The sequence below is a fragment of the Koromonas soli genome (genome assembly GCF_059726265.1).
The window spans coordinates 2670656-2694026 of sequence record NZ_AP040872.1 but is presented as its reverse complement, the minus strand read 5'-3'; the positions used below and the strand labels follow the sequence as shown (position 1 = coordinate 2694026).

The window sequence follows — 23371 nt, the reverse complement described above, 5'->3', positions numbered from 1 at the left end:
CATTATTGTCATGGAAGCGCAGCCCGCGGGCTGCGCCAATTTATTGCTTTCCCGCTCTTTATTCTCCCAGCCAGGCTCCCCACGACCGCAGGTTCTCCACGTGATCAAAGATGATCTTCACCGCTGCCGTCAGTGGAACAGCCAGGATCAGCCCCATCGCTCCCCACAGCCATCCCCAGAACAGCAGTGCCAGCGTCACTGCCAGCGGGTTCAACTGCAGGCGTCGCCCGATGATCTTCGGATATAGCAGGTTTAACGCGACCAGGTGACTCACCGCAACCACAGCCACCATCGCCAGAAAGCTCTTCAGCGTCAGCGTGTTCAGGCTCACCACCACTGGCGGAAAGATCGCCAGCATCACCCCAAAGTAGGGAATCAGGCTCACGATCCCGCTGACGATTCCAATCACATAAAAATACGGAACGCCCAGTATCCAGAAAGCAATCGTGCTCGTGATCCCCAGGATGATCCCGATGACCACATTCCCCACGATAAAGCCGCGAATCATCTGTGAGATCAGTCCCAGCGTCACGTAGGCCGTATTCCGGTTCTCCAGGTTGAATAGCATCACCGTGGAAGATCGCACGTGGTCCTGCCAGCTCAACATAAAGAAGACCAGGAATGGTACGAAGGCCACCATCAGCACGATCTCCGACGCGTTCACCGCGCCCGAGGTAAGGTCGTCCATCCACGATGAAGACTGCCGAACCGTGACCGTTCCTTTTTCCGCCTTGTCCTCGGGCATTACGTTGCGAGTCGTCTGCCGCACGCGTTCTGCCCTTTGTCGCACCTGGTTCAGTACAGCTCTTATGCGTCCCGAGTACTTGGGCAGCTCCGTCATGAATTCGTCTGCCTGGCTGTATGTCACGTAGAAGATGCCATACAGAGTCGCGCACATCAGCAGCACGGCAATCATCGATCCGAACGCTCGCGGCAGGTGCAACCTCTGGAACATTTCCACAATCGGGGCCAGCATAAAGGCGATCAGGATCGACGACAGTGTGAGAATCAGGACAGCTTTTGCCAGGTACATCAGTACCAGCACACCGCCCACCGCCAGCACCGCCAGAGAAGTTGTTTGAATCCGCGCGTGCCGAAGCCTTTCGGCATCGGTCAGCGTTGACATTTTGGTGGAGGTCTCGAGCGCCGGAACCAACTCCTCCAACTTACCCGTGGCTTCCTCTTTCAGTCCGCCCCTGATGCGCTCCATGTTTCCGTCCCTTATGATTGCGAAGCTAAACCGCTTCCATGTTACCTGCTCGCACTATACTTGGCATGTGCCCCACTCTGATATCGAAAAGCCGAAGGGTCGCGTCATGGCCCTGGACGTTGGTTCCAGAACCATTGGTCTTGCCGTCACCGATCCCCTTGGCATCACCGCCCAGGGACTCGAAACCATCCGCCGCAAGAACAAGCGCACCGACCTCGCTGCCCTCAAGGAAGTCATCCGCAACTATGGGGTCGTCGAACTCGTCGTCGGCCTGCCTCTTCGCATGAGCGGTGCCGAGGGACGCCAGTCCGAAAAGATGCGCGAGTTCGTATCCGTGCTCGAGCAGCATATTGATTTGCCCATCCATCTCTGGGACGAGCGGCTTACCTCCGTCGAGGCCAATCGCGTCCTGCGCGAAACCGACATGTCCATCAAGAAGCGTGCCGCCGTCGTCGATCAACTTGCTGCCGTCCTTATTCTGCAGAATTGGATGGAGGCCCGGCATCATCCGTTGGAGCCCGAGGAGTGAGTCTTACTTTTTCCTGCTCTCAGGGGTACGCCTGTCCTCGCAAGTCGTTGAGTAGTGCTATGCTTGCCATTACTCACTCCTGAGATGACAACGCTTTTACCTAATCAGCCGGTGCTTGCCACGCCCGCGGATCGCACGCGAATGGTCCATCGCGTCATCTTTGGACTTGCCATCATCGCCGCCGCGCTCTTCGGAACCCTTGCAGGGCTGCTTTTCGTCTATTCCACCGACCTTCCCCAGGTTGCCGACCTCGAGCGTTATCGTCCCAGCTCCATTACTGAGCTCTACGATCAGAACGGCAATGTGATCGGCAGTTTCGCTCTCCAGCGCCGCGTCATCGCCCATTACGAGGACTATCCAAAGGTCCTGCGCGATGCCGTCATTTCCATCGAAGACAAGGATTTCGAACGGCACTGGGGCATTGACCTCTGGCGCATCATGGGTGCCGCCTATCGCGATCTCTCCAGCGGATCTCGTGCGCAGGGAGCCTCCACGCTCACCATGCAGCTCTCGCGCAACCTGTTCCTCACTCCTGACCGCAAGTTCGGGCGCAAGGTGCAGGAGATCATGATGGCCATCCAGATCGAGCGCCGCTTCACCAAGGAGCAGATTTTCACGCTCTACGCCAACCAGATCTTCCTCGGCCACGGCGTTTATGGCTTTGAAGCTGGTTCCGAGTTCTATTTCAGCAAGCCTGCCAAGGACCTCACCATCGAGGAAGCGGCCCTGCTGGCCGGACTCCCCAAAGGCCCCAGCGCCTACTCGCCTATCAACAATCCCGAGAAGGCCCTTCGCCGCCGCAATCTCGTCATCAACAACATGATGGAGGATGGCCGCATCAGCGCCCAGCAGGCGCAGGAAGCCAAAGGCCGACCGCTCTCTCTCCACCTCCAGACCGACCCCAACAACGTTGCTCCCTACTTCGTCGAGGAGACCCGCCGTTATCTCGAAAAGAAGTTCGGCACCGACCAGGTCCATGAAGGTGGCCTCCGCGTTTACACCTCGCTCGACGTCGAACTTCAGAAGGTCGCCAACCGCGCCCTGCTCGACGGCCTTGCCGCCTACGAGCGCCGTCATGGATGGAAAAGCCATGTTCGCAACATCGTCGCCGCTGGCGAAGACTTCTACACCTACGAGCATCCCGACTGGAGCCATCGCCCCGAGCCCGGCAGCTATTTCCACGCCCTCGTAACCACCGTCAATCAGTCGCAAGCCGAAATCAAAATCGGCAAATACCGGGGCATCATCCGTCCCGCTGACATGACCTGGACAGGTCACAAGTCGCCCAACGAGATCCTCTCTCTCGGCGATATCGTTTACGTCCGCATTACCGCCGTCGAGCCCGATAACAAGCTCCAACTCGCCCTCGAGCAGGATTCCGGTGCCCAGGCCGCGCTTGTCGCCATCGACAACAATACCGGCGAAATCCGCGCCATGGTTGGCGGACGCGACTTCAACGAATCCAAGTTCAACCGCGCCACCCAGGCCCTTCGCCAGACCGGATCATCCTTCAAGCCCTACGTTTATTCCGCCGCCGTCGAGCAGGGAGCCATGCCCGACGACACCATCCTCGACGCGCCCGTCAGCTTCCCCAGCGTCGCCGGCACCTGGTCTCCGCACAACTACGACGGCAAGTACGAAGGCAACATCTCGCTCCGCCGCGCCATCGCCGATTCGCGCAACATCCCGGCCATCCGCCTCGCCCAGCGCGTCGGCATTCGCAACGTCATCGAATACGTGCACAAGTTCGGCATCACGTCCGACATTCAGCCGTATCTTCCCGTCGCCCTCGGTTCCGCCGAAGTCAATCTGCTCGAGCACACCGCTGCTTACTCCACCTTCCCCAACGATGGTGTCCGCCTTGCTCCGCACTCCATTCGCAAGGTCACCGACTACGACGGCCACATCATGGAGCAGAACTTCGCCGACGTGCGCGATGTCATCAGCGCCCACTCCGCCCGCGTCATGGTTGAGTTGTTACAGGGAGTCGTACAGCACGGCACCGGCTTTGCCGCCAGCAAACTCAATCACCCGCTCGCCGGAAAGACCGGCACCACCAACGATTTCACCGATGCCTGGTTCATGGGATTCTCGCCATCCATCACCTGCGGCGTCTGGGTCGGCTACGACGAGAAGAAAACGCTCGGCAACAAGGAAACCGGAGCCCAGGCCGCTCTGCCCATCTGGATCGAGTTCATGAAGGCGGCAATCGCCGACAAACCCAACGAGCAGTTTCCCGAGCCTCCTCCCGAAGTGATGGCCGGTCGCAAGGAAAAGCTGGCAAAAGCATCAGCCGATCCCGAATCGCACTAATCCTATCCTGCTGATTCTGCTTGCGAATCTCATCATCTCGTTCAGCTGCTCCGGATCCTGCCACTCTCAACCCGATCCTGCCTATATACTGATATCTCATACTGGAGCCTCACTGGAGCCCCCTGTCTTCGCAATGGATCGAATTCGCCTGACGCTTGCCCTCACCATCCTGTCGTTGTTCACTACGACTGGTTGCCTTTTTCGCTCGCATCGAGTCGAGCCCACGCACACCAACACGCCGCTGAAGACTGCGACGCAGCAGGAACTCGTTCAAGAGATCGACCGGCTGGCATCCAGCGTTCGCACCATGAACGCCACAGTCGATATAGACACGTCGGTCGGCGGAGAGAAAAAAGGAAAGGTCGTCGATTACCAGCAGATTCGCGGCTACATTCTCGCCGAAAAGCCCACCATGCTGCGCATGATCGGCCTGCTTCCCATCGTTCGCACCAAGGCCTTTGACATGGTGAGCAACGGCGAGCAGTTCAAGCTTTCCATTCCGCCGAAGAATCGCTTCATCACCGGACAGAATCAGGTCACCAAGATCAGCGACAATCCGCTCGAGAACCTCCGTCCTCAGGTCATCTACGAAGCCCTTCTTCTTCCGCGAATTGATGCTCAAACCGAGATTGCCGTCCTTGAGCAGGGCGAGCAATCGGTCCGCGATGAAAAGTCGCACCGCCAACTCAAGCAGCCCAACTACCACGTCGATGTCATTCATCGCGACACGGAAAACAACTGGCGCCTGTACCGGAAAATCTATTTCAACCGCGCCGACCTCCTCCCCTATCGCCAAACCATCTTTGACGACAAGGGAGCCGTCGCTACCGACGTCACCTACTTCGACGTGCAGGAGTACAACGGAGTGAAGTACCCCTCGCTCATCGAAATCCAGCGCCCGCAGGAGGAATACACCATCACCCTCAAGATGGTGAAACTCACCCTGAACGAGCCCCTCAAGCCGGAGCAGTTCCAGCTCGACATGCCCCCCGGCGCTACCGTCACCGCCCTCAAGTAATTTCCGTGGGGTAACAAAACGCCCGCATCACCACCACCCCGGTGTTTGCCGGTGGCCCACTCAACGTTACTTTCGTTGAGTGGGGTAGTTGCCCCTGCTCTTGCACTTGTTCGTGCTTTTGCTCTTGCATTGCTCTTGTTGTTGCATTTGCACTTAAGCTGTCATCCTGAGCAAAGCGAAGGATCCCAACGCCGTCCCAATATGCTTTTCAGCCCACAGCTCTTTTTCGCCACCGCCCATCACGCTTAACCTCGCGCCACCTCGCGAAACCTTGAAACCTGGAAACCTTGCCCCACCCGCATCCTGTAAACTATCCCTACCACCATGGAAACCACGATTCCCACCGGACAACGCGGCACGCCTGCCGATTCTCCCGAAGCCCGCAGCTACAACCGTCTGCTTCGCCGCCTCGGAATCGCCGACCTCGCGCTGGGAATCCTGCTCATGGCCGTCGTGCTCGCCTTTGACTGGACTGGCGACTTTCGCAACTTTGCCGTGTCGCTCGCAGGCGACAATCACGCGCTCGCCCTCTTCCTCTACACCACCATTCTTCTTTTGCTGGCGCGCTTCATTGGAATTGGCCCCGACTACTACAGCTTTCTTGTCGAGCACCGCTATCACCTCAGCAACCAGCGTTTCCGCGCCTGGCTCTGGGATCAAGCCAAGGGATTCGTACTGAGCTTCGTCCTTAGCCAGATCCTCGTTCAGCTGATTTATTTCCTCATCCGCCTTCAGCCGCAGTGGTGGTGGGTCACCGCGTGGGCGCTCTTCATGGTGTTCACTGTTGTCCTGGCACAAGTCGCGCCCGTGGTCCTGTTTCCCATCTTCTTCCGCTTCCACAAGCTCGAGGATTCGGAACTCACCGCCCGCCTCACCGTCCTCAGCCAGCGCGCAGGAGCTCGCGTCCGTGGTGTTTACGAGTGGATGCTCTCCGAGAAAACGAAAAAGGCCAACGCCGCCCTCATGGGTCTCGGACGCACCCGCCGCATCGTCATCTCCGACACTCTTCTCTCCTCCTGCGATAACGATGAAATCGAAGCCGTCCTTGCCCACGAGCTAGGCCATCACGTCCATCGTCACCTGCTCAAGGGAATCGCCGTTCAGGCCATCATCACTTTCTGCGGATTCTGGTGCCTCAAGCTTGCCGTCCGCTGGGCGGCTCTCGACTGGAACCGCCACTATGCGCAGATCGACTTCGCCAACCTCCCGCTCATGATCCTCGTTGCGACGGCGCTCTCCGTCCTGCTCCTTCCGGTCATGAACTCCTACTCGCGCTTCAACGAGCGTCAGGCCGATCTTTACGCCTGGAAATCCATTCCCTCCGTCGCGCCCTTCTGCTCCGCCATGGAAAAGCTCGCCTCCCTGAACCTCTCCGAGCGCGAACCATCCCGCTGGATCGAGATTCTCTTTCACTCCCACCCTTCCGTCTCACGCCGCGTCAAATCCGCCCTCGCCTACACCGCCGCCCGCAAGTAATGCGCTCACGAGGTTGGGGCTCCCAATCTTCCTCCTTTACGCCAGACATTCACGGCAACAACCCGTACACTGTCACCGTCTTCGCTCCCCCCACGTACACATGCCCATTCGCAATCGTCGGAACCGTGAATTTCACTGCTGTCCCGCACGTATCCCGTGTCCCCGCCTGCGTGCTGTTGTAAAGCTCCGTCGCCAGATTGCTTGCCGAATACGCATGCAGCACCGCCGGTCCTGCCGTGTGCACCGCGCCGCTCGGACTTCCCCCAATGTATGCCGAGTTATCCAGCGCCCAAACCACTCCGCCCGCCGAGCCGTTGGCAGACACCATCGGCGTCGCCCCCGGATACCCATACACCGTCGCGGAATTCGATGACGACGCCGATGGCAGCAATCCGTTGGTGAATTTAAACGCCTTCAGCGTTGATTTCGAAGGCCCGACATACACCCAGCCATTCCACCCCGCCGGAGTAAAGAAATTCCCATTCACCGGCGGAGCATCTCCCAGCGAAAGCTTCTGCACCGCTCCATCCTGAGTGCTGCTGAATTTCCCCAGCCTGTCGCGATTCATCACATAGAGCGTTCCATCCTTGCCACCTTCCATCACCAAATTCGGGGCCGCTGCTCCGCTCTGGAACGGAGGCAGATAAACCCCTCCATTGCCGAAATCCCAATCGTTCGCCATCAGCGTAGCCTGATCGCTCGGAGTGTAGTAATCCGCGATCTTCAGCGCTCCATTCGAAAGCGTCAGCTTCAGCAAACTGTCTCCCGCAAACGTTCCGCCCGAGTTCAGGTTGAACTCTCCATTCGCCGTGGCCACATAGATGTTTCCCGAGTTGTCCGCCGCCGGACCGCCGCCGCTCAGCCAGATCGATGCCGCCCCATTGCTCGTCGGAGCCGTACTGAAGGCCGCCACCCAATGCAGTGTTCCCCCCGACGCCGAATACGCAAACAGCCATCCCTGGTAGGGCAGCGCGTCGCCCAGCGAGCCAAACGCGATGTACACATTCCCATTCACCAGCAGCAGCGCCGGACGCTGCAAATGCCTCGCCGCTGCGAACGTCACTCCGCCATAGCTTCCGCCGATCGTCACCGGCCCACCGTATTTCTCCGCGCCGCTCGTCAAGCTCAGCGCGTGCAACTTGTGCTTCACTCCCGCGCTGTCCACCGTCGTCGCCACCACATACAGCGTTTGCGTGCTCATGTCGATCACTGGAGTCCCTGTTATCCCCATCTCCGGCGAAATCAGCCCATTTGCCGGTTGAGGACGCGGCGTCACCCCCGAAGACAAAAAGCTCCGATGCCATAGCGCCGACGTCACCCTGTTATCTGCGTCAAACGCATACACACTGTCATGCTCGGTCGCCACGTATAGAACGTTGCGCGTCACGCCGCCAATCGACAGATTCGCCACATACAACGGCTGCGCATACACCTGCCCATCCACCGCGAACGAGTAGCGCTTGCCAAACTTCGACGCATTCACCGTGCTGGATGAAAGCGCCAACTCCTGCGAGTTCAATCCGCTCCGGTATTTATCCGCGTGATACGTCATCATCCCCGGATAATTCGTCACCCACACCGTAGCCGTCGCCGACTTCGTCGTATCGGCATTGCTGCGTGCCGTCACCGTGTGCTTGCCCGCCGCTGCAGGCGGAGTATAAAGACCGGTGGTAGAAATCGTCCCTGCCGCACTGCTCCCGCCCGCCACTCCGTCCACCAGCCACGTAACGCCGAGATTCGTTGTGCCGGAAACCGTGGCCTTGAACTGCTGCTGCACCCGCAACGTCACCGGCGCTTGCTGCGGACTTACCGTTATGCTCACCGCCCCAAACGCGGTCAGCGTCATAAACACACAGGCAAACACGCACACCAAAAGTCTGCGAACAGACATGGCCAATTACCTCACCTTCGACTTGCTTTGCTTTTGAACTGAGGAATATGACTGGGGTTTGCTACCGACGCGCCCTGACGTGAATTGGCCGGGCACCCCATCCTAAGTGGGGCAGTTGCTCTTGCGAGTGCCCCCTCCTTAACGCGCTTCGAGTTTCAGGGTGACGTAGTTGCAGTTGCTGAGCGAAGCGAAGGACCCCTACCCCCAACACAGGACCCCAACTAAAACAAAACACCTGCTCTGGTCGCACCCTTCCGATACAATTTCTTCGTGAGCACCTCATCCACCCAGGCCCCCACCGAAACCGTGCAGTTCACGGTTTCCCAGCGTATTGCCCTCTGGTGTATTGAGTGGCTCGGATACCTGCTCATCTCCCTCATCGGCTGCACTCTGCGCTTCGAGTTCTCATCCGAAGAAGGCGGAGAAGTCACCGATGGCAACCCACCCGCCTTTGTCATCGGACCCTTCTGGCATCGTTGTGTCATTCCCGCCACCTGGTGCTTCCGCCGACGCGGAATGGCCGTCATCACCAGCCTCAGCTACGATGGCGAATACATCGCGCGCATCATCGAGCGTTTCGGCTTTGTCGCCGTTCGCGGCTCCAGCTCTCGCGGAGGCTCCGCCGCGCTGCTCGGCCTCAACCGCGCTCTCGCCGACGGACGCACTGCAGCGTTTACGATCGATGGCCCGCGCGGCCCACGCTACAAGGCCAAGTTCGGCCCCGTGAAGCTTGCCGCCATGAGCGGAGCTCCCATTCTTTGTTTTTATCTCGCATGCCAGCGCCCCTGGATTCTCAACTCATGGGACGCCATGATGATTCCTCGCCCCTTCTCCCGCATCCATGTCCGCTGGGCAAAGATGATCCACGTTCCGCCCGATGCCACGCCCGAGCAGATGGACCTCTGCTATCAGCAAATGCAGCAGGCCCTCGAGCGCACGCGCCACGACGCCGTAGCGGCCCTCGGTGAAGGCGCAAGCTAGCAGCAGTTCGAATCCGTGTTTATGCGGCTGGTGTGATACGCGAAGGAGACAGTCTTTGCGTGTCTTCCGTCAGAGAGCTTGGCGCATCCAGATGCGCTTCGTCGTCCACTCCCACTCCCAGACGATCGACCAACTCTCCGCCGAGCCATCCCGTCACGAGTGCCAGCGCCATCCCGGCCATGGAAAGCGTGAGTGCCTTTCGTCCCGGATCTGCCGGATGGTCACGCCGCGCGAACCAGCTCGCGGCAAAAAGCCCCGTGACCACCGCGTTTCCTAGCCCATGCAGCAGGCCAATGTTCTTGGCGCGCGTGTCTTCTGGAATCGCCAGGTAGTCGATCAACCCCGGCACCGCCGCTGCCGCACCAGTCACCAGTCCTGCTCCAAGCATGTAATGGCTGGCCTCCAGCAAACGTTCGTTGTCAGTTGCTTTGCCGATGCCGTCAAACACGGTGGCTGTTCCTAGCAGGCCGAGAGGGAACACAATCAGAATCGGATGAATCGGGTGTCCTAGAAATTTCGCATGGCTTTCCATCCCCACACGAGATGGGAACAAGCAAGTGAAGGTTGCGCCGGGTTTCAGCTACGTGCCGTAGCCTGTGTTGTGGATCACGCGCCAGATCAGATGGGAAGATTGCGCAGCGCCAACTCCACCACGCGATTCAATTCCGCCTTCGTCGCCCCGTTCGCAGCTTGTACCGCCATGCCGTACAACACCGACATTAGGTACCGCGTGAGCTCTGCCGGGCTCACATTTTTCGGTAGGTCGCCTTTTGCGCGAGCACGGCGAAAACGCTTCTCCACCTCTGCCTCGCCCTGCTTGCGCCACGCCATGAGCATTTCTCTCGCCGGTTCGGCTTCCGTGCCGCACGCCAGTGCGCCTTGCACCAGCAGGCATCCTCTCGGATTTCGGGCGTTGCCCATCAATTCCACTCCGCCGCGCAGTATGGCTTCCGCCACGCCTCGCGCCGTAGGAACGCTCAGGGCAGCTCGCGCATAGCCCGCCGGTCCTTCCGTGTAGCGCTCCACCACCCGGCGAAACAGCTCCTGCTTGTCACCGAACGCGGCATACAAACTCGGACGATTGATTCCCATTGCCTCGGTCAAGTCTGTCAGCGAAGCACCCTCGTACCCCTTTTCCCAGAACACGCGCATTGCTGCCTCCAGCGCCTCGTCTTCCGAGAAGCCTCTCGGCCGGCCCATCTTTATTGGCGCCTGCGTCTCCGGGATTTCCGCTGTCCGTTTCATGCTCACATCCTGTTGGATGCATTTTGTACCAATCAGTTCAAAAAAGTCGAGTCTTTCTCGTTTTTGATACACATCTATACCGCACGGTACAAAAAGCACTCGGAGGATCGACATGACGAAGAAGCTCGAAGGAAAAATCGCACTCGTAACCGGCGGCAGCACTGGAATCGGCCTCGCCACGGCCAAACGATTCGTCGCCGAAGGCGCCTATGTTTACATCACTGGCCGCCGCAAGCCCGAACTCGACGCGGCCGTTCGCGAAATCGGATCAAGCGTTAAAGCCATTCAGGCCGACGTATCCAAACTCGACGAGCTCGACAAACTCTACGCTCAGATCAAGCAGGACAAAGGCCGCATCGATGTTCTCTTCGCCAATGCTGGTGGTGGCGAACTCGTCCCATTGGGCTCCATCACCGAAGAGCACTACGACCGCACCTTCGATACAAATGTCAAAGGCCTTCTCTTCACAGTGCAGAAAGCTCTTCCGCTCATGCCTGACGGCGCATCGATTATCCTCAACGCCTCCATCGTCTCCATCAAAGGCATGCCCGCCTTCAGCGTTTACTCTGCCACGAAAGCTGCTGTGCGCTCCTTCGCCCGTTCGTGGACCAACGATCTGAAGGACCGCAAAATCCGCGTCAACGTCGTCAGCCCCGGTCCCATCGACACTCCCGGTCTCGCTTCCATCGCCACCACCGAAGAAGAGAAGAAGGCCATCTACTCTCAGCTCATTGCCTCCGTCCCGCTCGGCCGTCTTGGGCATCCAGACGAGATCGCCAAAGCTGCCTCCTTCCTCGCCTCCGAAGAGGCAAGTTATGTCGCCGGAGTTGAGTTGTTCGTCGATGGAGGAACGGCCCAGGTTTAAAAATTCCTACTGCGTCCCACATCCGACCCCCAAGGGGTGCGGATGTGGGCACTCCTTCTCCGCCTACCCAGTACTAATAGGTCAATCCCCCCTCGCCGCCTATGCTGTTTACTCTCAGACAATCCACCCCGTCCGAGGTATTACCTTTCTGAAAAACCCCCATGCGAACCCGAATTCGGACGTTTAATCGAATTCGCGGTGTACAATCGATCCAGATTTCGGCGAAAGCGTTGAATTTGGCGGTGCTTTGGTTGACCCGCAGAGAGACGTGTTGATATATTTTAGAGGTTCTGCGAGTTTGTCTGGCTTGCCTGTGTACTTTTAGTCGAGCTTTCATAGTACGACCAGCCCGATTGGCGCTTCACGGCGTCTGCTGTTTGGGCTTCCTCGCTGAAACGAATCTGCGCTACCCGCGACGCTACGCCGCAGGCTATGCAGGTTCAGGCTGCGAAACGGAATGCTCCCGACTTGTTCGGGAATCAAGTGTCACCGTCGCCGCCTCTATCCAGGAAACGTAAACTTCCCCGCGCTAGCAGTAAGCGGAGAGTATGGTTAAGCGCCGCGCGAGCGATTTTGCTTGACCAGCCCTGAGAAGAAACAAAAAGGGTTCTGAGCGGCAGTGCCCGTTTTGCGGGCGTTTCCGCTAGTGGCGCCAGAGTGCGTCCGAATAAAGGAGCTGCAAGAGTGCCTACGTTTAATCAGTTGGTGCGTAAGGGCCGCAAGGCGCCTCGCTACAAGACGGCCAGCCCTGCACTGCAGGCTTGCCCGCAAAAGCGTGGAGTCTGCACCCGCGTCTATACCCAGACGCCAAAGAAACCGAACTCGGCTCTTCGTAAGGTGGCCCGCGTGCGCCTGACGAACGGCATCGAGGTGACGACCTACATTCCTGGCGTCGGCCACAACCTGCAGGAGCACTCGATTGTGCTCATTCGCGGCGGCCGCGTGAAGGATCTTCCCGGTGTTCGCTACCACGTCATCCGTGGCACGCTGGACTCGGTGGGCGTTGCCAACCGGAAGCAGAGCCGCTCGAAGTACGGCGCAAAGCGTCCGAAGTCCTAAACGAACCTGCGTTGCGATATCCCATCGCAGCCCAGTAACCGCCCGGCGTCTCGATAGGGAAACGTTCGGGAGTACCGCCCGAGAAGGGCAGGGAAGAGGAGCATTAAATGCCTAGAAAAGGCCATATTGCAAAGCGCGAGCCCATGCCGGATCCAATCTACGGCTCGACGCTGGCCAACAAGTTTGTGAACAACCTGATGTGGGACGGCAAGAAGAGCACCGCTCAGGGCATCTTCTACAAGGCCATGACGCAGCTTGAAACCAAGGGCGGCGACGAGGCTTTGAAGTTGTTCAAGAAGGCAGTCGAGAACTGCAAGCCGCTGCTGGAAGTGAAGACCCGCCGCGTTGGTGGCGCGAACTATCAGGTTCCGGTGGAAGTGAATGCTGACCGCCGCACCTCGCTGGCAATTCGCTGGTTGATCTCGTATTCGCGTCAGCGCCCTGAAAAGGGCATGATCGACAAGCTGGCGAACGAGTTGCTCGATGCCGCAAATGGCAAAGGCGCCGCGATCAAGAAGAAGGAAGACGTGCACCGCATGGCTGAGGCCAACAAGGCCTTCGCCCACTACCGCTGGTAAACAGAACTACACAGCCGGAGCGGCAATCGTGTTGCTCCGGCTGTGTGTGCCAGAAGCGGTGCCAGCCGGCAAAGGCTGAGATGACAGTAACAGCACGGGTGAGTTCAAGCGCCGTGCACGACGTTAAAGGAAACAGGTAGAAGCTTTGGCTCGAACAGTCCCATTACAACGTTGCAGGAACATCGGCATCATGGCTCACATCGATGCCGGCAAGACCACTACGACCGAGCGCATCCTTTTCTACACCGGCCGCCTGCATCGCATTGGTGAAGTACACGAAGGCACCGCGACCATGGACTGGATGGCGCAGGAGCAGGAGCGCGGCATCACAATCACGTCGGCCGCGACCACGTGCCAGTGGAAAGACATCACCATCAACATTATCGATACGCCGGGTCACGTGGATTTCACCGCCGAAGTAGAGCGCTCGCTGCGCGTGCTCGACGGTGCTGTTGCCGTGTTTGACGCCGTGCATGGCGTGGAGCCCCAGTCTGAGACCGTGTGGCGTCAGGCCGATAAGTACGCAGTGCCGCGCATCTGCTTCATCAACAAAATGGACAAGATGGGCGCGGATTTTGATCATGCCGTGGACACCATTCGCAAGCGTCTGCACGCGCGGCCGGTGCCGATTCAGATGCCGATCGGGCAGGGCGAAAAGTTCAAGGGCTGCGTCGACCTGTTCAACATGAAGGCCATCTACTGGCATGACGAAACGATGGGCGCCGACTACGCGGTCGAAGAAATTCCGGCCGAGTTGATGAAGAAGGCCCAGGCGATGCGCCAGTTGATGGTGGAAACCATCGTTGAGAACGATCCGGGTGACGCCCTGATGTCCAAGTACATCGAGGGTGAGGAGATTTCCGTTGCAGAGCTGAGAGACTCTCTGCGCAAGTCGGTTATCGCTATCAAGATCTTCCCGGTCATTCTTGGCACGGCTTTCAAGAACAAGGGTGTGCAACCGCTGCTCGATGCAGTGGTGGACTTCCTGCCTTCGCCGCTCGATGTGCCGCCTGTCACGGGTAAGAATCCTGACACCGGCGCGGAAGAGCAGCGGAAGGCGGATGATAACGAACCGTTCTCGGCGCTGGCCTTCAAGATCATGACCGATCCGTTCGTCGGACAGTTGACGTTTGTCCGCGTTTACTCGGGCATTTTGAAGTCCGGTGAATCCGCGTTCAATGTGAACCGTGGTAAGAACGAGCGCATCGGACGCCTTCTGCGCATGCACGCCAATAAGCGCGAAGAGATCACGGAAGTTCGTGCCGGCGACATTTGCGCTGTTGTGGGTCTTAAAAACGTGACCACGGGTGACACGATCTGCGACCAGGAGAAGCCGATTCTGCTGGAAACAATTGAGTTCCCCGATCCTGTTATCCACGTTGCCGTGGAGCCGAAGACGAAGAGCGATCAGGAGAAGATGGGCGTAGCGCTGCATAAGCTGGCCCAGGAAGATCCTACGTTCCGCGTACACACGGATCCGGAGAGCGCACAGACCATCATCAGCGGCATGGGTGAACTTCACCTGGAGATCATCGTCGACCGCATGATGCGCGAGTTTAACGTGCAGGCCAACGTGGGCAAGCCGCAAGTTGCGTACCGCGAAACGCTGCGCAAGAACTCCGAGGCGGAAGGCAAGTATATCCGTCAGACGGGCGGCAGCGGTCAGTATGGACACGTGAAGATTCGTCTGGCTCCGAACGAGGCAGGCAAGGGCTTCGAGTTCGAGAATGCCGTGATCGGTGGATCGGTTCCGAAGGAATACATCAAGCCGATCGAAGCTGGCATTAAGGAAGCCATGGAAGGCGGCGTACTCGCCGGTTATCCCATGGTGGACATCAAGGCCACGCTGTATGACGGCAGCTACCACGAAGTTGACTCGAACGAAATGGCCTTTAAGATCGCTGCGTCCATGGCCTTCAAGGAAGCGGCGCGCAAGGCCAGCCCGGTTCTGCTGGAGCCGGTGATGTCGGTTGAAGTTGTGGTTCCGGAAGAGTACGTGGGCATCATCATTGGCGACCTGAACAGCCGTCGCGGACGCATCGAGGCAATCGAGCATCGCGCCGGATCGCAGGTCATCAAGTCGGTGGTTCCACTGGCTGAGATGTTCGGATACGCGACCAACATGCGCTCCAATACGCAGGGCCGCGCGACGTTCTCCATGCACTTTGCGCGTTACGAAGAAGCGCCCCGTTCGGTGGCCGAAGAAATCGTGGCCAAGGTACAGGGTAAGACGGCCAAGTAGATTTAACCGCGCCGCGCGTAACTGCGCGGCGCACAGCGCGGGCCGATAGCGGCCGCGGCGAAAAAAAAGACGGAGCTGGAAGCAATGGCGAAAGAGAAATTTGACCGCAGCAAGCCGCACGTGAATGTTGGAACGATTGGTCACATTGACCATGGCAAGACGACGTTGACGGCGGCGATCACGAAGGTGCTGGCAAAGCACAATCCGAACATCAAGTTCCGCTCGTTTGACTCGATTGACAATGCGCCGGAAGAGCGCGAGCGCGGTATCACGATTGCTACGGCGCACGTGGAGTATGAGACGGGCAACCGTCACTACGCCCACGTGGATTGCCCGGGCCACGCCGACTACATCAAGAACATGATCACCGGCGCGGCGCAGATGGACGGCGCGATCCTGGTGGTGGCGGCGACCGACGGTCCGATGCCGCAGACCAAGGAACACGTGCTGTTGGCCCGCCAGGTGGGCGTGCCCTACATCGTGGTTTTCCTGAACAAGTGCGACGCGGTTGAAGATCCTGAGCTGATCGACCTGGTCGAGATGGAAGTTCGCGAACTGCTGTCGAAGTACAAGTTCCCGGGCGACGATCTGCCGGTGATTCGTGGATCGGCGCTGGGCGCACTGAACGGCGAAGAGAAGTGGGAAAAGACGATTGACGAGCTGATGGAAGCGGTGGATAAGAACGTTCCGCTGCCGGCTCGTGCCATCGATCAGCCCTTCCTGATGCCGATTGAAGACATCTTCTCGATCTCGGGCCGCGGCACGGTGGTGACCGGCCGTATCGAGCGCGGTCAGGTGAAGGTTGGCGAGGAAGTCGAAATCGTGGGCTTCCGCGACACCCGCAAGACGGTGGTGACCGGCGTCGAAATGTTCAAGAAGCAGCTCGATGCAGGTATGGCCGGTGACAACGCTGGCTTGCTGCTGCGCGGTATTGCGAAGGAAGACGTCGAGCGCGGCATGGTGTTGGCCAAGACCGGCTCGATCACCCCGCACACCAAGTTCAAGGGCGAAGTTTACGTGCTGTCGAAGGAAGAAGGCGGCCGTCACACTCCGTTCTTCAACGGCTATCGTCCGCAGTTCTACTTCCGCACGACGGACGTGACGGGGGTGGCGAAGCTGCCGGAAGGCACCGAGATGGTGATGCCTGGCGACAACGTTACGATCGAAGTGGAACTGATTACGCCTGTGGCCATGGAAAAGGGTCTGCGCTTCGCGATTCGCGAAGGCGGCCGCACCGTGGGCGCCGGCACGATCTCCGAGATTCTGTAACTCTGAGATTAGGGATTGGGAACCCGGGCCTGCCGATAGAAGCGGGTCTGGGACTCCCGGTTCAGTTGAGATTCACAAATTCATAGAGAAGTCGCGGCGACTATAAGACCGCACGATCTTTGAGGGTTAATACAGTGATTGGCAAAGAAAGAATCCGCATTCGCCTGAAGGCATATGATTACCGCGTTCTTGATCAGTCGACGGGCGAAATCGTCGATACAGCGCGCCGCACCGGCGCTCAGATTGCCGGCCCGATTCCGCTGCCGACAGTCAAGAACAAATATTGCGTGCTGCGCTCGCCCCACGTGGACAAAAAGTCACGTGAACAGTTCGAAATTCGCACACACAAGCGTCTTCTTGATATTCTGGAACCGACGCAGCAGACAGTCGACGCATTGATGAAGCTCGATCTTCCCGCCGGTGTCGACGTTGAAATCAAGGCTTACGGCAAAGAACACAAATAAGTGACTTCGCGCCGAGAGCGCGAAGTCCTCACAGTGCCCTGCGCAACCTGGCGCGGGCATGATGGAGAATGAAGATGTCAGTTAACGGAATTCTCGGCAAGAAAGTCGGTATGACCCAGCTGTACGATGACAAGGGAGAAGTTCGCCCTGTTACCGTGCTGCAGGCAGGCCCCTGTGTCATTACTCAGTTGAAGACCGCGCTGGCCGACGGCTATGACGCCGCCCAGATCGGCCTGGTTGAGTTCGTGAAGGACTCGCGCCTGACGAAGGCGATGAAGGGCCACTTCGAAAAGAACAATCTTCCTCCGGTGAAGTACATGAAAGAAGTTGCCGTGGTGGACGAAGAAGATTCGGCCAATGGCAACGGTGTGAAGGTTGGCGACAAGGTGCTCGTCGATGTGTTCGAAGGAACCAAGTTTGTCGATATCACGGGTACCAGCAAGGGCCGCGGTTTCGCGGGCGTTGTGAAGCGTCACAAGTTCGGCGGTGGTCCGGCGGCTCACGGCCACATGTTCCAGGTGCAAGGATCAATCGGTGCGTCTTCGTTCCCGTCGCGCGTTTTCCCTGGCACCCGCATGAGCGGCCACATGGGCGACGTCACGGTGACGGTGCGCAACCTTCGGGTGCTGGGCATCGACAAGGAAGAGAATCTGCTGGTGGTGGAAGGCGCTGTGCCGGGTGCGAGAAATGGCTACCTGGTTATCAGCAAGGCCAAGAAGCCGCCCAGAGAGCGTCGCGGATTCAGCGGTGAGGGTACGGCGATCAACCCGTTGAAGGCTTCCAAGCGCGCTGCCAAAGGCAAGTAAAACTGCTTCCCCGGTGGACAGGCTTCGCCGGGGAGCTTCTGTTGTAATCACGATTCCTTCCGCGGCTACACATTGACGGAAAGAACTTTAGGGTCAGCCGAAGATGCTGACCAAGCAAAGGAAACCGAAATGGCAACCATTGATGTTGTGAATCTGGCCGGCCAGAAAGTAGGGTCCCTCGAACTCGCCGAGGAAGTATTCGGCGCGGTAAACGAGGATCTGCTTTGGGAATCGGTCCAGCATTATCGTGCCGCGCAACGCGCAGGTACGCATGCGACCAAGAACAAGAAGCTGGTTTCTGGTTCTGGCAAGAAGCTCTGGCGGCAGAAGGGGACTGGCCGCGCCCGCGTGGGCAGCGTCCGATCGCCTATTTGGCGCCATGGCGGCACGGTCCACGGACCCCAGCCCCGCTCTTATGATTACGCGTTCCCGCGTAAGAAGTTGCTGGGTGCACTGCGCTCGGCCCTGGCCGCGAAGCTGCAGGACGGCAACCTGGTTGTTGTTGACTCGCTCGATCTGAAGGAAGTCAAGACGAAGGCTTTCCGTCAGGCACTCGCCGGACTGAACTTCAAGAAGACCGCGCTGGTTGTGGAATCGGGTTCGAACCTGAACACGAACCTGGAGCTCTCGAGCCGCAATATCGACGGCGTTGAGATGCTCTACGGTCCCGAGGTTCACCCGTATCACCTGCTTCGCCATGAGTTGGCCGTGTTCTCGCAGGCCGCATTGGAAAAGCTGCAGAGCTCGCTGAAGGCCTCGGCCCCTAAGCGTAAGGCGGAGGTGGAGAATGTCTAAGTCCCCTTACCAAATCGTCCGTAAGCCCGTCATCACGGAAAAGGGATTGGGCGTCAAGGAGACGGAGAGCACCCTGGTGTTCGAAGTCGCCGCAGATGCCACGAAGACGGAAATCAAGGAAGCCGTGCAGAAGGCCTTCAAGGTGAAGGTCGCCGGTGTCCGCACTGCTAACTTCCCGGGTAAGGAGCGCCGCCGTGGCAAGTTCACCGGCTTCCGCCCTGACTGGAAGAAGGCATATGTACGGCTTGCCGCGGGCGAGAAGATGCCCGAGTACGCGCAGAATCTGTAAGGCTGCGCGATAGAGCGTGGCGACGGGCACGGTCAATAGACCGGGGTCCGGTCGCTAACGCCAGGCCGAAGCGGTCGCGCAATGCGCGCGACGCCGCCGGACAGGAGAACGAAACCCTATCTGTCCGGCCAAAGCGATCCCGCCAGAGTAGCGGAAGGGATCTGGAAGAGAAGAACTATGGCGATCAAGACATACAGACCGATCACTCCGACACTGCGGTTTAAGACCTCGCAGGTCAACGACGATCTGACGACGAATCGGCCGCACAAGCCGCTGACCGAGCCGAAGAAGCGCTCGGGCGGACGCCGCAATTCGGGCGACCTGACCATCTGGCATCGCGGTGGCGGCCACAAGCGCAAGATCCGCGTGATCGATTTCAAGCGCGACAAGCAGGGAATTCCCGCTACGGTCGCATCCATCGAATACGATCCGAACCGCTCGGCACGCATCGCGCTTCTGAGCTATGCCGATGGCGAAAAGCGCTACATCTTGCAGCCGCTCGGGCTGAAGGTGGGTACGAAGATCGTCAGCGGCCCCGACGCCGACATCCTGGTTGGCAATGCGCTTCCGCTGAAGAACATTCCGGCCGGCACCATCGTCCACAACATCGAGCTGAAGCCTGGCAAGGGCGCGCAGATGGCGCGTTCGGCTGGTGCCCAGGCGCAATTGGTTGCAAAAGAAGGCGAATACGCCCTTCTCAAACTGCCTTCCGGCGAAACCCGCCGCGTGCTGGTGGACTGCATGGCGACCGTAGGCCAGGTCGGCAACACGGATCACGAAAACGTTTCGATTGGCAAGGCGGGACGCAGTCGCTGGCTGGGCATCAAGCCAACCAACCGCGGTGTCGTAATGAATCCTGTGGATCACCCGCACGGCGGTGGTGAAGGCAAGACCTCTGGTGGCCGTCACCCTGTGACTCCGTGGGGCCAGCCGACTCGCGGCTACAAGACCCGCAACAACAAACGGACCGACAAGTTTATCGTGTCGCGTCGCGGCAAGTAGGAAGGGATTATCAATGGCACGTTCTACGAAAAAAGGGCCGTTTGTAGATTCGCACCTGATCGAAAAAGTTGAAGGCATGAACGCACGCAACGAAAAGAAGGTGCTTCGCACCTGGTCGCGCCGTTCAACCATCACTCCCGAGATGCTGGGCCACACGATTGCGGTACACAACGGGCGCAAGTTCATCCCCGTGTACGTATCGGAAAACATGGTTGGTCACAAGCTCGGCGAATTCAGCTTCACCCGTACCTTCAAGGGACACTCGGTGAAGGCGGCTGCAGAAACCTCGGCGAAGCCGGCGAAGTAGTCGCAGGTTCGATCCGGTTCACTGATTTGGCGAAATGTATGGGCGTCGTGAGCGACGTCCGCGAATGAGACCTGAAGGGAAGAGAACATGGAATTCACAGCGAAAGCCCGGTATGTTCGGGTATCTCCGCAGAAGGCGCGCCTGGTGCTGGGCCTGATTAAGGGCAAGCGCGTGGAGACGGCGCTGAATACGCTGGCCTTTACCAACAAAGGTATTGCGCCTGCGGTTCTGAAGCTGCTGCGCTCGGCCGTGGAGAACGCCAATTACTTGAGCGCTGAAAAGGGCTTGGATGTCGATCTCGACAATCTGTATGTCAAGAACGCGATCGCCAACGAAGGCCCGCGCATGAAGCGCATCCGCCCTGCACCGATGGGCCGCGCGTACCGCTACCAGCGTCGCATGGCTCACATCGAGATCGAGCTGGCAGAGAAGACCAAGCCTGGCGTGACTGCCGAAGCTGAAGCTCCGGCTGCTGCTCCGGCAAAGAAGGCCGTCCGTAAGCCTGCCGCGAAGAAGGTTGCGGCAAAGAAGACGGCTGCCAAGAAGACCGCGCCGAAGAAGGCGAAGTCGTAGGCTTCACTGGATCGCAAAGATCCAATTCAGCGGTGGCGCCAGGGCAAGATGCCCGAGTAGGCTGCCGCGAGAGAGACGAGTAATTATGGGACAGAAAGTCCATCCTTACGGATTCCGACTCGGCTACACCAAGCCGTGGAAGTCGCGCTGGTACATGGATCGCGACTATGACAAGTTCCTTATCGAGGACATCAAGCTGAAGGATGAGCTGAAGGACAAGCTCAAGTCGGCAGGTGTCAGCTCGATCGATATCGAACGTCCGGGCAACAAGCTGCGCATCATCATTCGCACGGCACGTCCGGGCATCATCATTGGCCGCAAGGGCGCCGAAATTGACAAGCTCAAGGCCGATCTGCAGAAGAAGACGAACCGCGATGTCTTCGTTGACATCCTGGAAGTTCACAAGCCGGAGCTCGATGCTCAGCTCGTGGCAGAGTCGATTGCACTGCAGCTCGAAAAGCGCGTCGGTTTCCGCCGCGCGATGCGCAAGAGCGTCGATAGCGCACTGCGCTTCGGTTGCAAGGGCATCAAGGTTCGCGTGTCGGGCCGCTTGAACGGTAACGAAATCGCCCGCTCGGAGTGGTATCTGCAGGGTCGCCTGCCGCTGCACACGCTGCGCGCAGATATCGACTACGGATTCGCGGAAGCGCACACGACCTACGGCAAGATCGGCGTCAAGACCTGGGTGTACAAAGGCGAGATCCTGTCCCAGCGTCGTCGCGAGCCGCAGACTGCGACCGCCGGACTCTAGTAAGCAGCCGGACGAGTTCATCCAGACGCCAGTTCCTGGAAGAACGATGTTAAAGCCGGCAGGCACATCCGCTGAGCGGATGGCCAGAACTTTGAAACTGGCAACTGGAAACTGCATATGTTGATGCCGAAGAAAGTCAAGTACCGCAAGCAACAGCGCGGTCGTATGTGCGGCAAAGCCTGGCGCGGCTCCGAGCTGTCGTTCGGCGATTTTGGCTTGAAGGTTATGGAGCCGGGTTGGATCACTGACCGTCAGATCGAGGCGGCCCGTGTGGCGATGACCCGTTTCATCAAGCGCGGTGGCAAGATCTGGATCCGCGTGTTCCCCGACAAGCCGGTCACGAAGAAGCCTGCCGAAACCCGTATGGGTAAGGGCAAGGGCGCGCCGGATCACTGGGTTGCCGTGGTTCGTCCGGGCAAGCTGCTGTTTGAGATGGAGGGTGTGAGCGTGACGGAGGCCCAGGAAGCAATGCGCCTGGCTTCGCACAAGCTGCCCTTGATCACCAAGTTCGTTAAGCGCGAGGTTCTGGCTCACTAAGCGATGGAACGGGCCGCGAGGCCCTTCCGGTCGGTTACGCCAGACCTCAAGCGCGTGAACATAGATTCCGACGCCGGCGGCCAAAACTCCGCCGGGGGTGAAGAGAAGAGAACAAATGACATCGGAAAAAATTCGTAATTTCACAGACGCCGAGCTAGCCCATCAAAAGGCCGAGCTCAGCGAAGAGCTCTTCAAGCTCAAGTTCCAGCTCAAGATGGGACAGACGGAGAGCTTGAAGAAGATGCGTGGGCTGAAGAAGGACATCGCCCGCGTGCTGACCATTCAGCGGGAAAAGCAGTTGGCCGCAGCTAAGAACGGATCGGAGAAGAAGTAGCCATGGCAGAAGAGACGAAAACCGAGAAAACCGTAGGACAGCGCAAGGTCCTGGTTGGCCAGGTCGTTTCGACCAAAATGGCGAAGACGATCGTTGTCGAGGTGAACCGCCAGAAGGCGCACCCCTTGTACCGCCGCGTGGTCAAACGCTCGAAAAAGTTCTACGCACACGATGAACAGCAGACGGCGCGCACGGGCGACTTCGTTCGCATCGAGGAGACGCGCCCCTTGTCCCGCCTGAAGCGCTGGACACTAAAGGAAATCGTGAAGCGTTCGGCACTGGCTGCCGTGAACGCCGAAACCGCTGGAGCCGGACAGGAAACGCCGGAGCAGGCTAGCTAGTCGCAGTCGTCCTTCTCCTGCCGCGGCACGGCCCGGCGGGAGGACGACCTGACAGACGTCTGAAGGAGATTGCACCATGGCAGTGTTTATGAGGACCATCCTTGAGGTGGCCGACAACAGTGGGGCGCGCAAGCTGCAGATGATCCTGCCGATTGGCGGATCGACCGGACTCCGGGCCCGGATCGGCGACGTAGTGACGGCCGCGGTGAAGGAAGCTTCGCCCGAAGGCAACGTGAAGAAGGGTTCTGTAGTGAAGTGCGTGATCGTCCGCACCCGCAAGGAAACGCGTCGTCGCGATGGTTCCTACATTCGCTTCGACACCAACGCCGCAGTTCTGATCAACGCCGATGGCGAACCGGTTGGAACACGCGTGTTTGGCCCTGTTGCTCGTGAACTTCGCGAGAAGAAGTTCTTGAAGATCGTTTCCCTGGCTCCGGAAGTTATCTAGGCCCTGGGCGGCTTCAGCGGCCGCCCTCGGGAGCTCCAGCCGGAGCGG

General features: G+C 58.8%; 26 protein-coding genes. 22 read left to right on the top strand and 4 right to left on the bottom strand.

All coding sequences use genetic code 11. The features are described from left to right. Positions 1-58: 58 nt before the first annotated feature. Positions 59-1210 (bottom strand): AI-2E family transporter, encoded by a 1152-nt coding sequence (locus AC6IY8_RS11820; RefSeq protein WP_497774684.1) that lies wholly within the window; start codon positions 1208-1210, stop codon positions 59-61. A gap of 106 nt (positions 1211-1316) precedes the next feature. Between AC6IY8_RS11820 and ruvX the strand changes: the two genes are divergently transcribed. The 4 genes from ruvX to AC6IY8_RS11800 all read left to right on the top strand — a co-directional run bounded on the left by ruvX (position 1317) and on the right by AC6IY8_RS11800 (position 6546). Beyond that, positions 1317-1739: a Holliday junction resolvase RuvX gene (ruvX, locus tag AC6IY8_RS11815; protein WP_497774683.1), complete on the top strand. Its 423-nt coding sequence runs from the start codon at positions 1317-1319 to the stop codon at positions 1737-1739. Positions 1740-1802: 63 nt separating this feature from the next. After that, positions 1803-4052: a penicillin-binding protein 1A gene (locus tag AC6IY8_RS11810; protein ID WP_497774682.1), complete on the top strand. Its 2250-nt coding sequence runs from the start codon at positions 1803-1805 to the stop codon at positions 4050-4052. Positions 4053-4185: 133 nt separating this feature from the next. Next, positions 4186-5070, top strand: coding sequence for a DUF4292 domain-containing protein (locus AC6IY8_RS11805; protein WP_497774681.1), 885 nt, complete (start codon positions 4186-4188; stop codon positions 5068-5070). A gap of 324 nt (positions 5071-5394) precedes the next feature. Next, on the top strand, positions 5395-6546 hold the full coding sequence (locus tag AC6IY8_RS11800; protein ID WP_497774680.1) for a M48 family metallopeptidase: 1152 nt from the start codon (positions 5395-5397) through the stop codon (positions 6544-6546). A 49-nt stretch (positions 6547-6595) separates the two neighbouring features. Here AC6IY8_RS11800 and AC6IY8_RS11795 read toward each other — a convergent pair whose 3' ends face one another. Beyond that, on the bottom strand, positions 6596-8437 hold the full coding sequence (locus AC6IY8_RS11795; RefSeq protein ID WP_497774679.1) for a PQQ-binding-like beta-propeller repeat protein: 1842 nt from the start codon (positions 8435-8437) through the stop codon (positions 6596-6598). A gap of 270 nt (positions 8438-8707) precedes the next feature. On the opposite strand from AC6IY8_RS11795, the gene AC6IY8_RS11790 reads away from it, so the two are divergent. Further along, positions 8708-9418, top strand: a complete 711-nt coding sequence (locus AC6IY8_RS11790; protein WP_497774678.1) for a lysophospholipid acyltransferase family protein — start codon at positions 8708-8710, stop codon at positions 9416-9418. 19 nt (positions 9419-9437) lie between these two features. Here AC6IY8_RS11790 and AC6IY8_RS11785 read toward each other — a convergent pair whose 3' ends face one another. Both AC6IY8_RS11785 and AC6IY8_RS11780 read right to left on the bottom strand, forming a co-directional pair. After that, on the bottom strand, positions 9438-9950 hold the full coding sequence (locus AC6IY8_RS11785) for a DUF2231 domain-containing protein (RefSeq protein ID WP_497774677.1): 513 nt from the start codon (positions 9948-9950) through the stop codon (positions 9438-9440). An 86-nt stretch (positions 9951-10036) separates the two neighbouring features. Beyond that, positions 10037-10663: a TetR/AcrR family transcriptional regulator gene (locus tag AC6IY8_RS11780; RefSeq protein WP_497774676.1), complete on the bottom strand. Its 627-nt coding sequence runs from the start codon at positions 10661-10663 to the stop codon at positions 10037-10039. A gap of 112 nt (positions 10664-10775) precedes the next feature. Here AC6IY8_RS11780 and AC6IY8_RS11775 point away from each other — a divergent pair, with 112 nt between their 5' ends. The 17 genes from AC6IY8_RS11775 (at position 10776) to rplN (ending at position 23323) form a co-directional block, all read left to right on the top strand. Next, on the top strand, positions 10776-11528 hold the full coding sequence (locus AC6IY8_RS11775; RefSeq protein WP_497774675.1) for an SDR family oxidoreductase: 753 nt from the start codon (positions 10776-10778) through the stop codon (positions 11526-11528). Positions 11529-12212: 684 nt separating this feature from the next. Then, the gene (rpsL, locus tag AC6IY8_RS11770) at positions 12213-12587 is read left to right on the top strand and encodes a 30S ribosomal protein S12 (RefSeq protein WP_497774674.1); all 375 of its coding nucleotides are present in this window, start codon (positions 12213-12215) and stop codon (positions 12585-12587) included. A gap of 107 nt (positions 12588-12694) precedes the next feature. Beyond that, positions 12695-13165 carry a 30S ribosomal protein S7 gene (rpsG, locus tag AC6IY8_RS11765; RefSeq protein WP_497774672.1) on the top strand — a complete coding sequence of 157 codons (471 nt, stop codon included), beginning with the start codon at positions 12695-12697 and terminating at the stop codon, positions 13163-13165. Between the two features lie 145 nt (positions 13166-13310). After that, a complete protein-coding gene (fusA, locus tag AC6IY8_RS11760) occupies positions 13311-15407 on the top strand; it encodes an elongation factor G (protein WP_497774671.1) in 2097 nt (698 codons plus the stop codon). Between the two features lie 84 nt (positions 15408-15491). Continuing rightward, entirely contained in the window at positions 15492-16676 is a 1185-nt protein-coding gene (gene tuf, locus AC6IY8_RS11755; RefSeq protein ID WP_497774670.1) for an elongation factor Tu, read from the top strand. Between the two features lie 134 nt (positions 16677-16810). After that, a complete protein-coding gene (gene rpsJ, locus AC6IY8_RS11750; protein ID WP_497774668.1) occupies positions 16811-17140 on the top strand; it encodes a 30S ribosomal protein S10 in 330 nt (109 codons plus the stop codon). A gap of 74 nt (positions 17141-17214) precedes the next feature. Next, on the top strand, positions 17215-17946 hold the full coding sequence (gene rplC, locus AC6IY8_RS11745; protein WP_497774666.1) for a 50S ribosomal protein L3: 732 nt from the start codon (positions 17215-17217) through the stop codon (positions 17944-17946). A gap of 129 nt (positions 17947-18075) precedes the next feature. After that, on the top strand, positions 18076-18741 hold the full coding sequence (rplD, locus tag AC6IY8_RS11740) for a 50S ribosomal protein L4 (protein WP_497774665.1): 666 nt from the start codon (positions 18076-18078) through the stop codon (positions 18739-18741). Next, positions 18734-19030 (top strand): 50S ribosomal protein L23, encoded by a 297-nt coding sequence (locus AC6IY8_RS11735; protein WP_497774664.1) that lies wholly within the window; start codon positions 18734-18736, stop codon positions 19028-19030. The genes rplD and AC6IY8_RS11735 overlap by 8 nt, the downstream gene beginning before the upstream one ends. A 177-nt stretch (positions 19031-19207) precedes the next feature. Then, entirely contained in the window at positions 19208-20032 is an 825-nt protein-coding gene (gene rplB / locus AC6IY8_RS11730; protein WP_497774663.1) for a 50S ribosomal protein L2, read from the top strand. Positions 20033-20045: 13 nt separating this feature from the next. Then, entirely contained in the window at positions 20046-20339 is a 294-nt protein-coding gene (gene rpsS, locus AC6IY8_RS11725; RefSeq protein WP_497774662.1) for a 30S ribosomal protein S19, read from the top strand. Between the two features lie 87 nt (positions 20340-20426). Next, positions 20427-20912, top strand: coding sequence for a 50S ribosomal protein L22 (gene rplV, locus AC6IY8_RS11720; protein ID WP_497774661.1), 486 nt, complete (start codon positions 20427-20429; stop codon positions 20910-20912). An 85-nt stretch (positions 20913-20997) separates the two neighbouring features. Then, positions 20998-21663 carry a 30S ribosomal protein S3 gene (rpsC, locus tag AC6IY8_RS11715; RefSeq protein WP_497774660.1) on the top strand — a complete coding sequence of 222 codons (666 nt, stop codon included), beginning with the start codon at positions 20998-21000 and terminating at the stop codon, positions 21661-21663. A gap of 117 nt (positions 21664-21780) precedes the next feature. Beyond that, positions 21781-22200 carry a 50S ribosomal protein L16 gene (gene rplP, locus AC6IY8_RS11710; protein WP_497774659.1) on the top strand — a complete coding sequence of 140 codons (420 nt, stop codon included), beginning with the start codon at positions 21781-21783 and terminating at the stop codon, positions 22198-22200. Between the two features lie 115 nt (positions 22201-22315). Further along, positions 22316-22534 carry a 50S ribosomal protein L29 gene (gene rpmC / locus AC6IY8_RS11705; protein ID WP_497774658.1) on the top strand — a complete coding sequence of 73 codons (219 nt, stop codon included), beginning with the start codon at positions 22316-22318 and terminating at the stop codon, positions 22532-22534. 2 nt (positions 22535-22536) lie between these two features. After that, the gene (gene rpsQ, locus AC6IY8_RS11700; protein ID WP_497774657.1) at positions 22537-22875 is read left to right on the top strand and encodes a 30S ribosomal protein S17; all 339 of its coding nucleotides are present in this window, start codon (positions 22537-22539) and stop codon (positions 22873-22875) included. A 76-nt stretch (positions 22876-22951) separates the two neighbouring features. Beyond that, positions 22952-23323, top strand: coding sequence for a 50S ribosomal protein L14 (rplN, locus tag AC6IY8_RS11695; RefSeq protein WP_497774656.1), 372 nt, complete (start codon positions 22952-22954; stop codon positions 23321-23323). Positions 23324-23371: the final 48 nt, after the last annotated feature.

What these genes read in the sequence shown, in the direction of transcription:
- AC6IY8_RS11820 (WP_497774684.1), bottom strand. Translation starts at nt 1,210, where the DNA reads ATGGAGCGCATCAGGGGCGGACTGAAAGAGGAAGCCACGGGTAAGTTG.
- ruvX (WP_497774683.1), top strand. Translation starts at nt 1,317, where the DNA reads ATGGCCCTGGACGTTGGTTCCAGAACCATTGGTCTTGCCGTCACCGAT.
- AC6IY8_RS11805 (WP_497774681.1), top strand. Translation starts at nt 4,186, where the DNA reads ATGGATCGAATTCGCCTGACGCTTGCCCTCACCATCCTGTCGTTGTTC.
- AC6IY8_RS11800 (WP_497774680.1), top strand. Translation starts at nt 5,395, where the DNA reads ATGGAAACCACGATTCCCACCGGACAACGCGGCACGCCTGCCGATTCT.
- AC6IY8_RS11795 (WP_497774679.1), bottom strand. Translation starts at nt 8,437, where the DNA reads ATGTCTGTTCGCAGACTTTTGGTGTGCGTGTTTGCCTGTGTGTTTATG.
- AC6IY8_RS11785 (WP_497774677.1), bottom strand. Translation starts at nt 9,950, where the DNA reads ATGGAAAGCCATGCGAAATTTCTAGGACACCCGATTCATCCGATTCTG.
- AC6IY8_RS11780 (WP_497774676.1), bottom strand. Translation starts at nt 10,663, where the DNA reads ATGAAACGGACAGCGGAAATCCCGGAGACGCAGGCGCCAATAAAGATG.
- AC6IY8_RS11775 (WP_497774675.1), top strand. Translation starts at nt 10,776, where the DNA reads ATGACGAAGAAGCTCGAAGGAAAAATCGCACTCGTAACCGGCGGCAGC.
- rpsG (WP_497774672.1), top strand. Translation starts at nt 12,695, where the DNA reads ATGCCTAGAAAAGGCCATATTGCAAAGCGCGAGCCCATGCCGGATCCA.
- tuf (WP_497774670.1), top strand. Translation starts at nt 15,492, where the DNA reads ATGGCGAAAGAGAAATTTGACCGCAGCAAGCCGCACGTGAATGTTGGA.
- rplC (WP_497774666.1), top strand. Translation starts at nt 17,215, where the DNA reads ATGTCAGTTAACGGAATTCTCGGCAAGAAAGTCGGTATGACCCAGCTG.
- rplD (WP_497774665.1), top strand. Translation starts at nt 18,076, where the DNA reads ATGGCAACCATTGATGTTGTGAATCTGGCCGGCCAGAAAGTAGGGTCC.
- AC6IY8_RS11735 (WP_497774664.1), top strand. Translation starts at nt 18,734, where the DNA reads ATGTCTAAGTCCCCTTACCAAATCGTCCGTAAGCCCGTCATCACGGAA.
- rplB (WP_497774663.1), top strand. Translation starts at nt 19,208, where the DNA reads ATGGCGATCAAGACATACAGACCGATCACTCCGACACTGCGGTTTAAG.
- rpsS (WP_497774662.1), top strand. Translation starts at nt 20,046, where the DNA reads ATGGCACGTTCTACGAAAAAAGGGCCGTTTGTAGATTCGCACCTGATC.
- rplV (WP_497774661.1), top strand. Translation starts at nt 20,427, where the DNA reads ATGGAATTCACAGCGAAAGCCCGGTATGTTCGGGTATCTCCGCAGAAG.
- rpsC (WP_497774660.1), top strand. Translation starts at nt 20,998, where the DNA reads ATGGGACAGAAAGTCCATCCTTACGGATTCCGACTCGGCTACACCAAG.
- rplP (WP_497774659.1), top strand. Translation starts at nt 21,781, where the DNA reads ATGTTGATGCCGAAGAAAGTCAAGTACCGCAAGCAACAGCGCGGTCGT.
- rpmC (WP_497774658.1), top strand. Translation starts at nt 22,316, where the DNA reads ATGACATCGGAAAAAATTCGTAATTTCACAGACGCCGAGCTAGCCCAT.
- rpsQ (WP_497774657.1), top strand. Translation starts at nt 22,537, where the DNA reads ATGGCAGAAGAGACGAAAACCGAGAAAACCGTAGGACAGCGCAAGGTC.
- rplN (WP_497774656.1), top strand. Translation starts at nt 22,952, where the DNA reads ATGGCAGTGTTTATGAGGACCATCCTTGAGGTGGCCGACAACAGTGGG.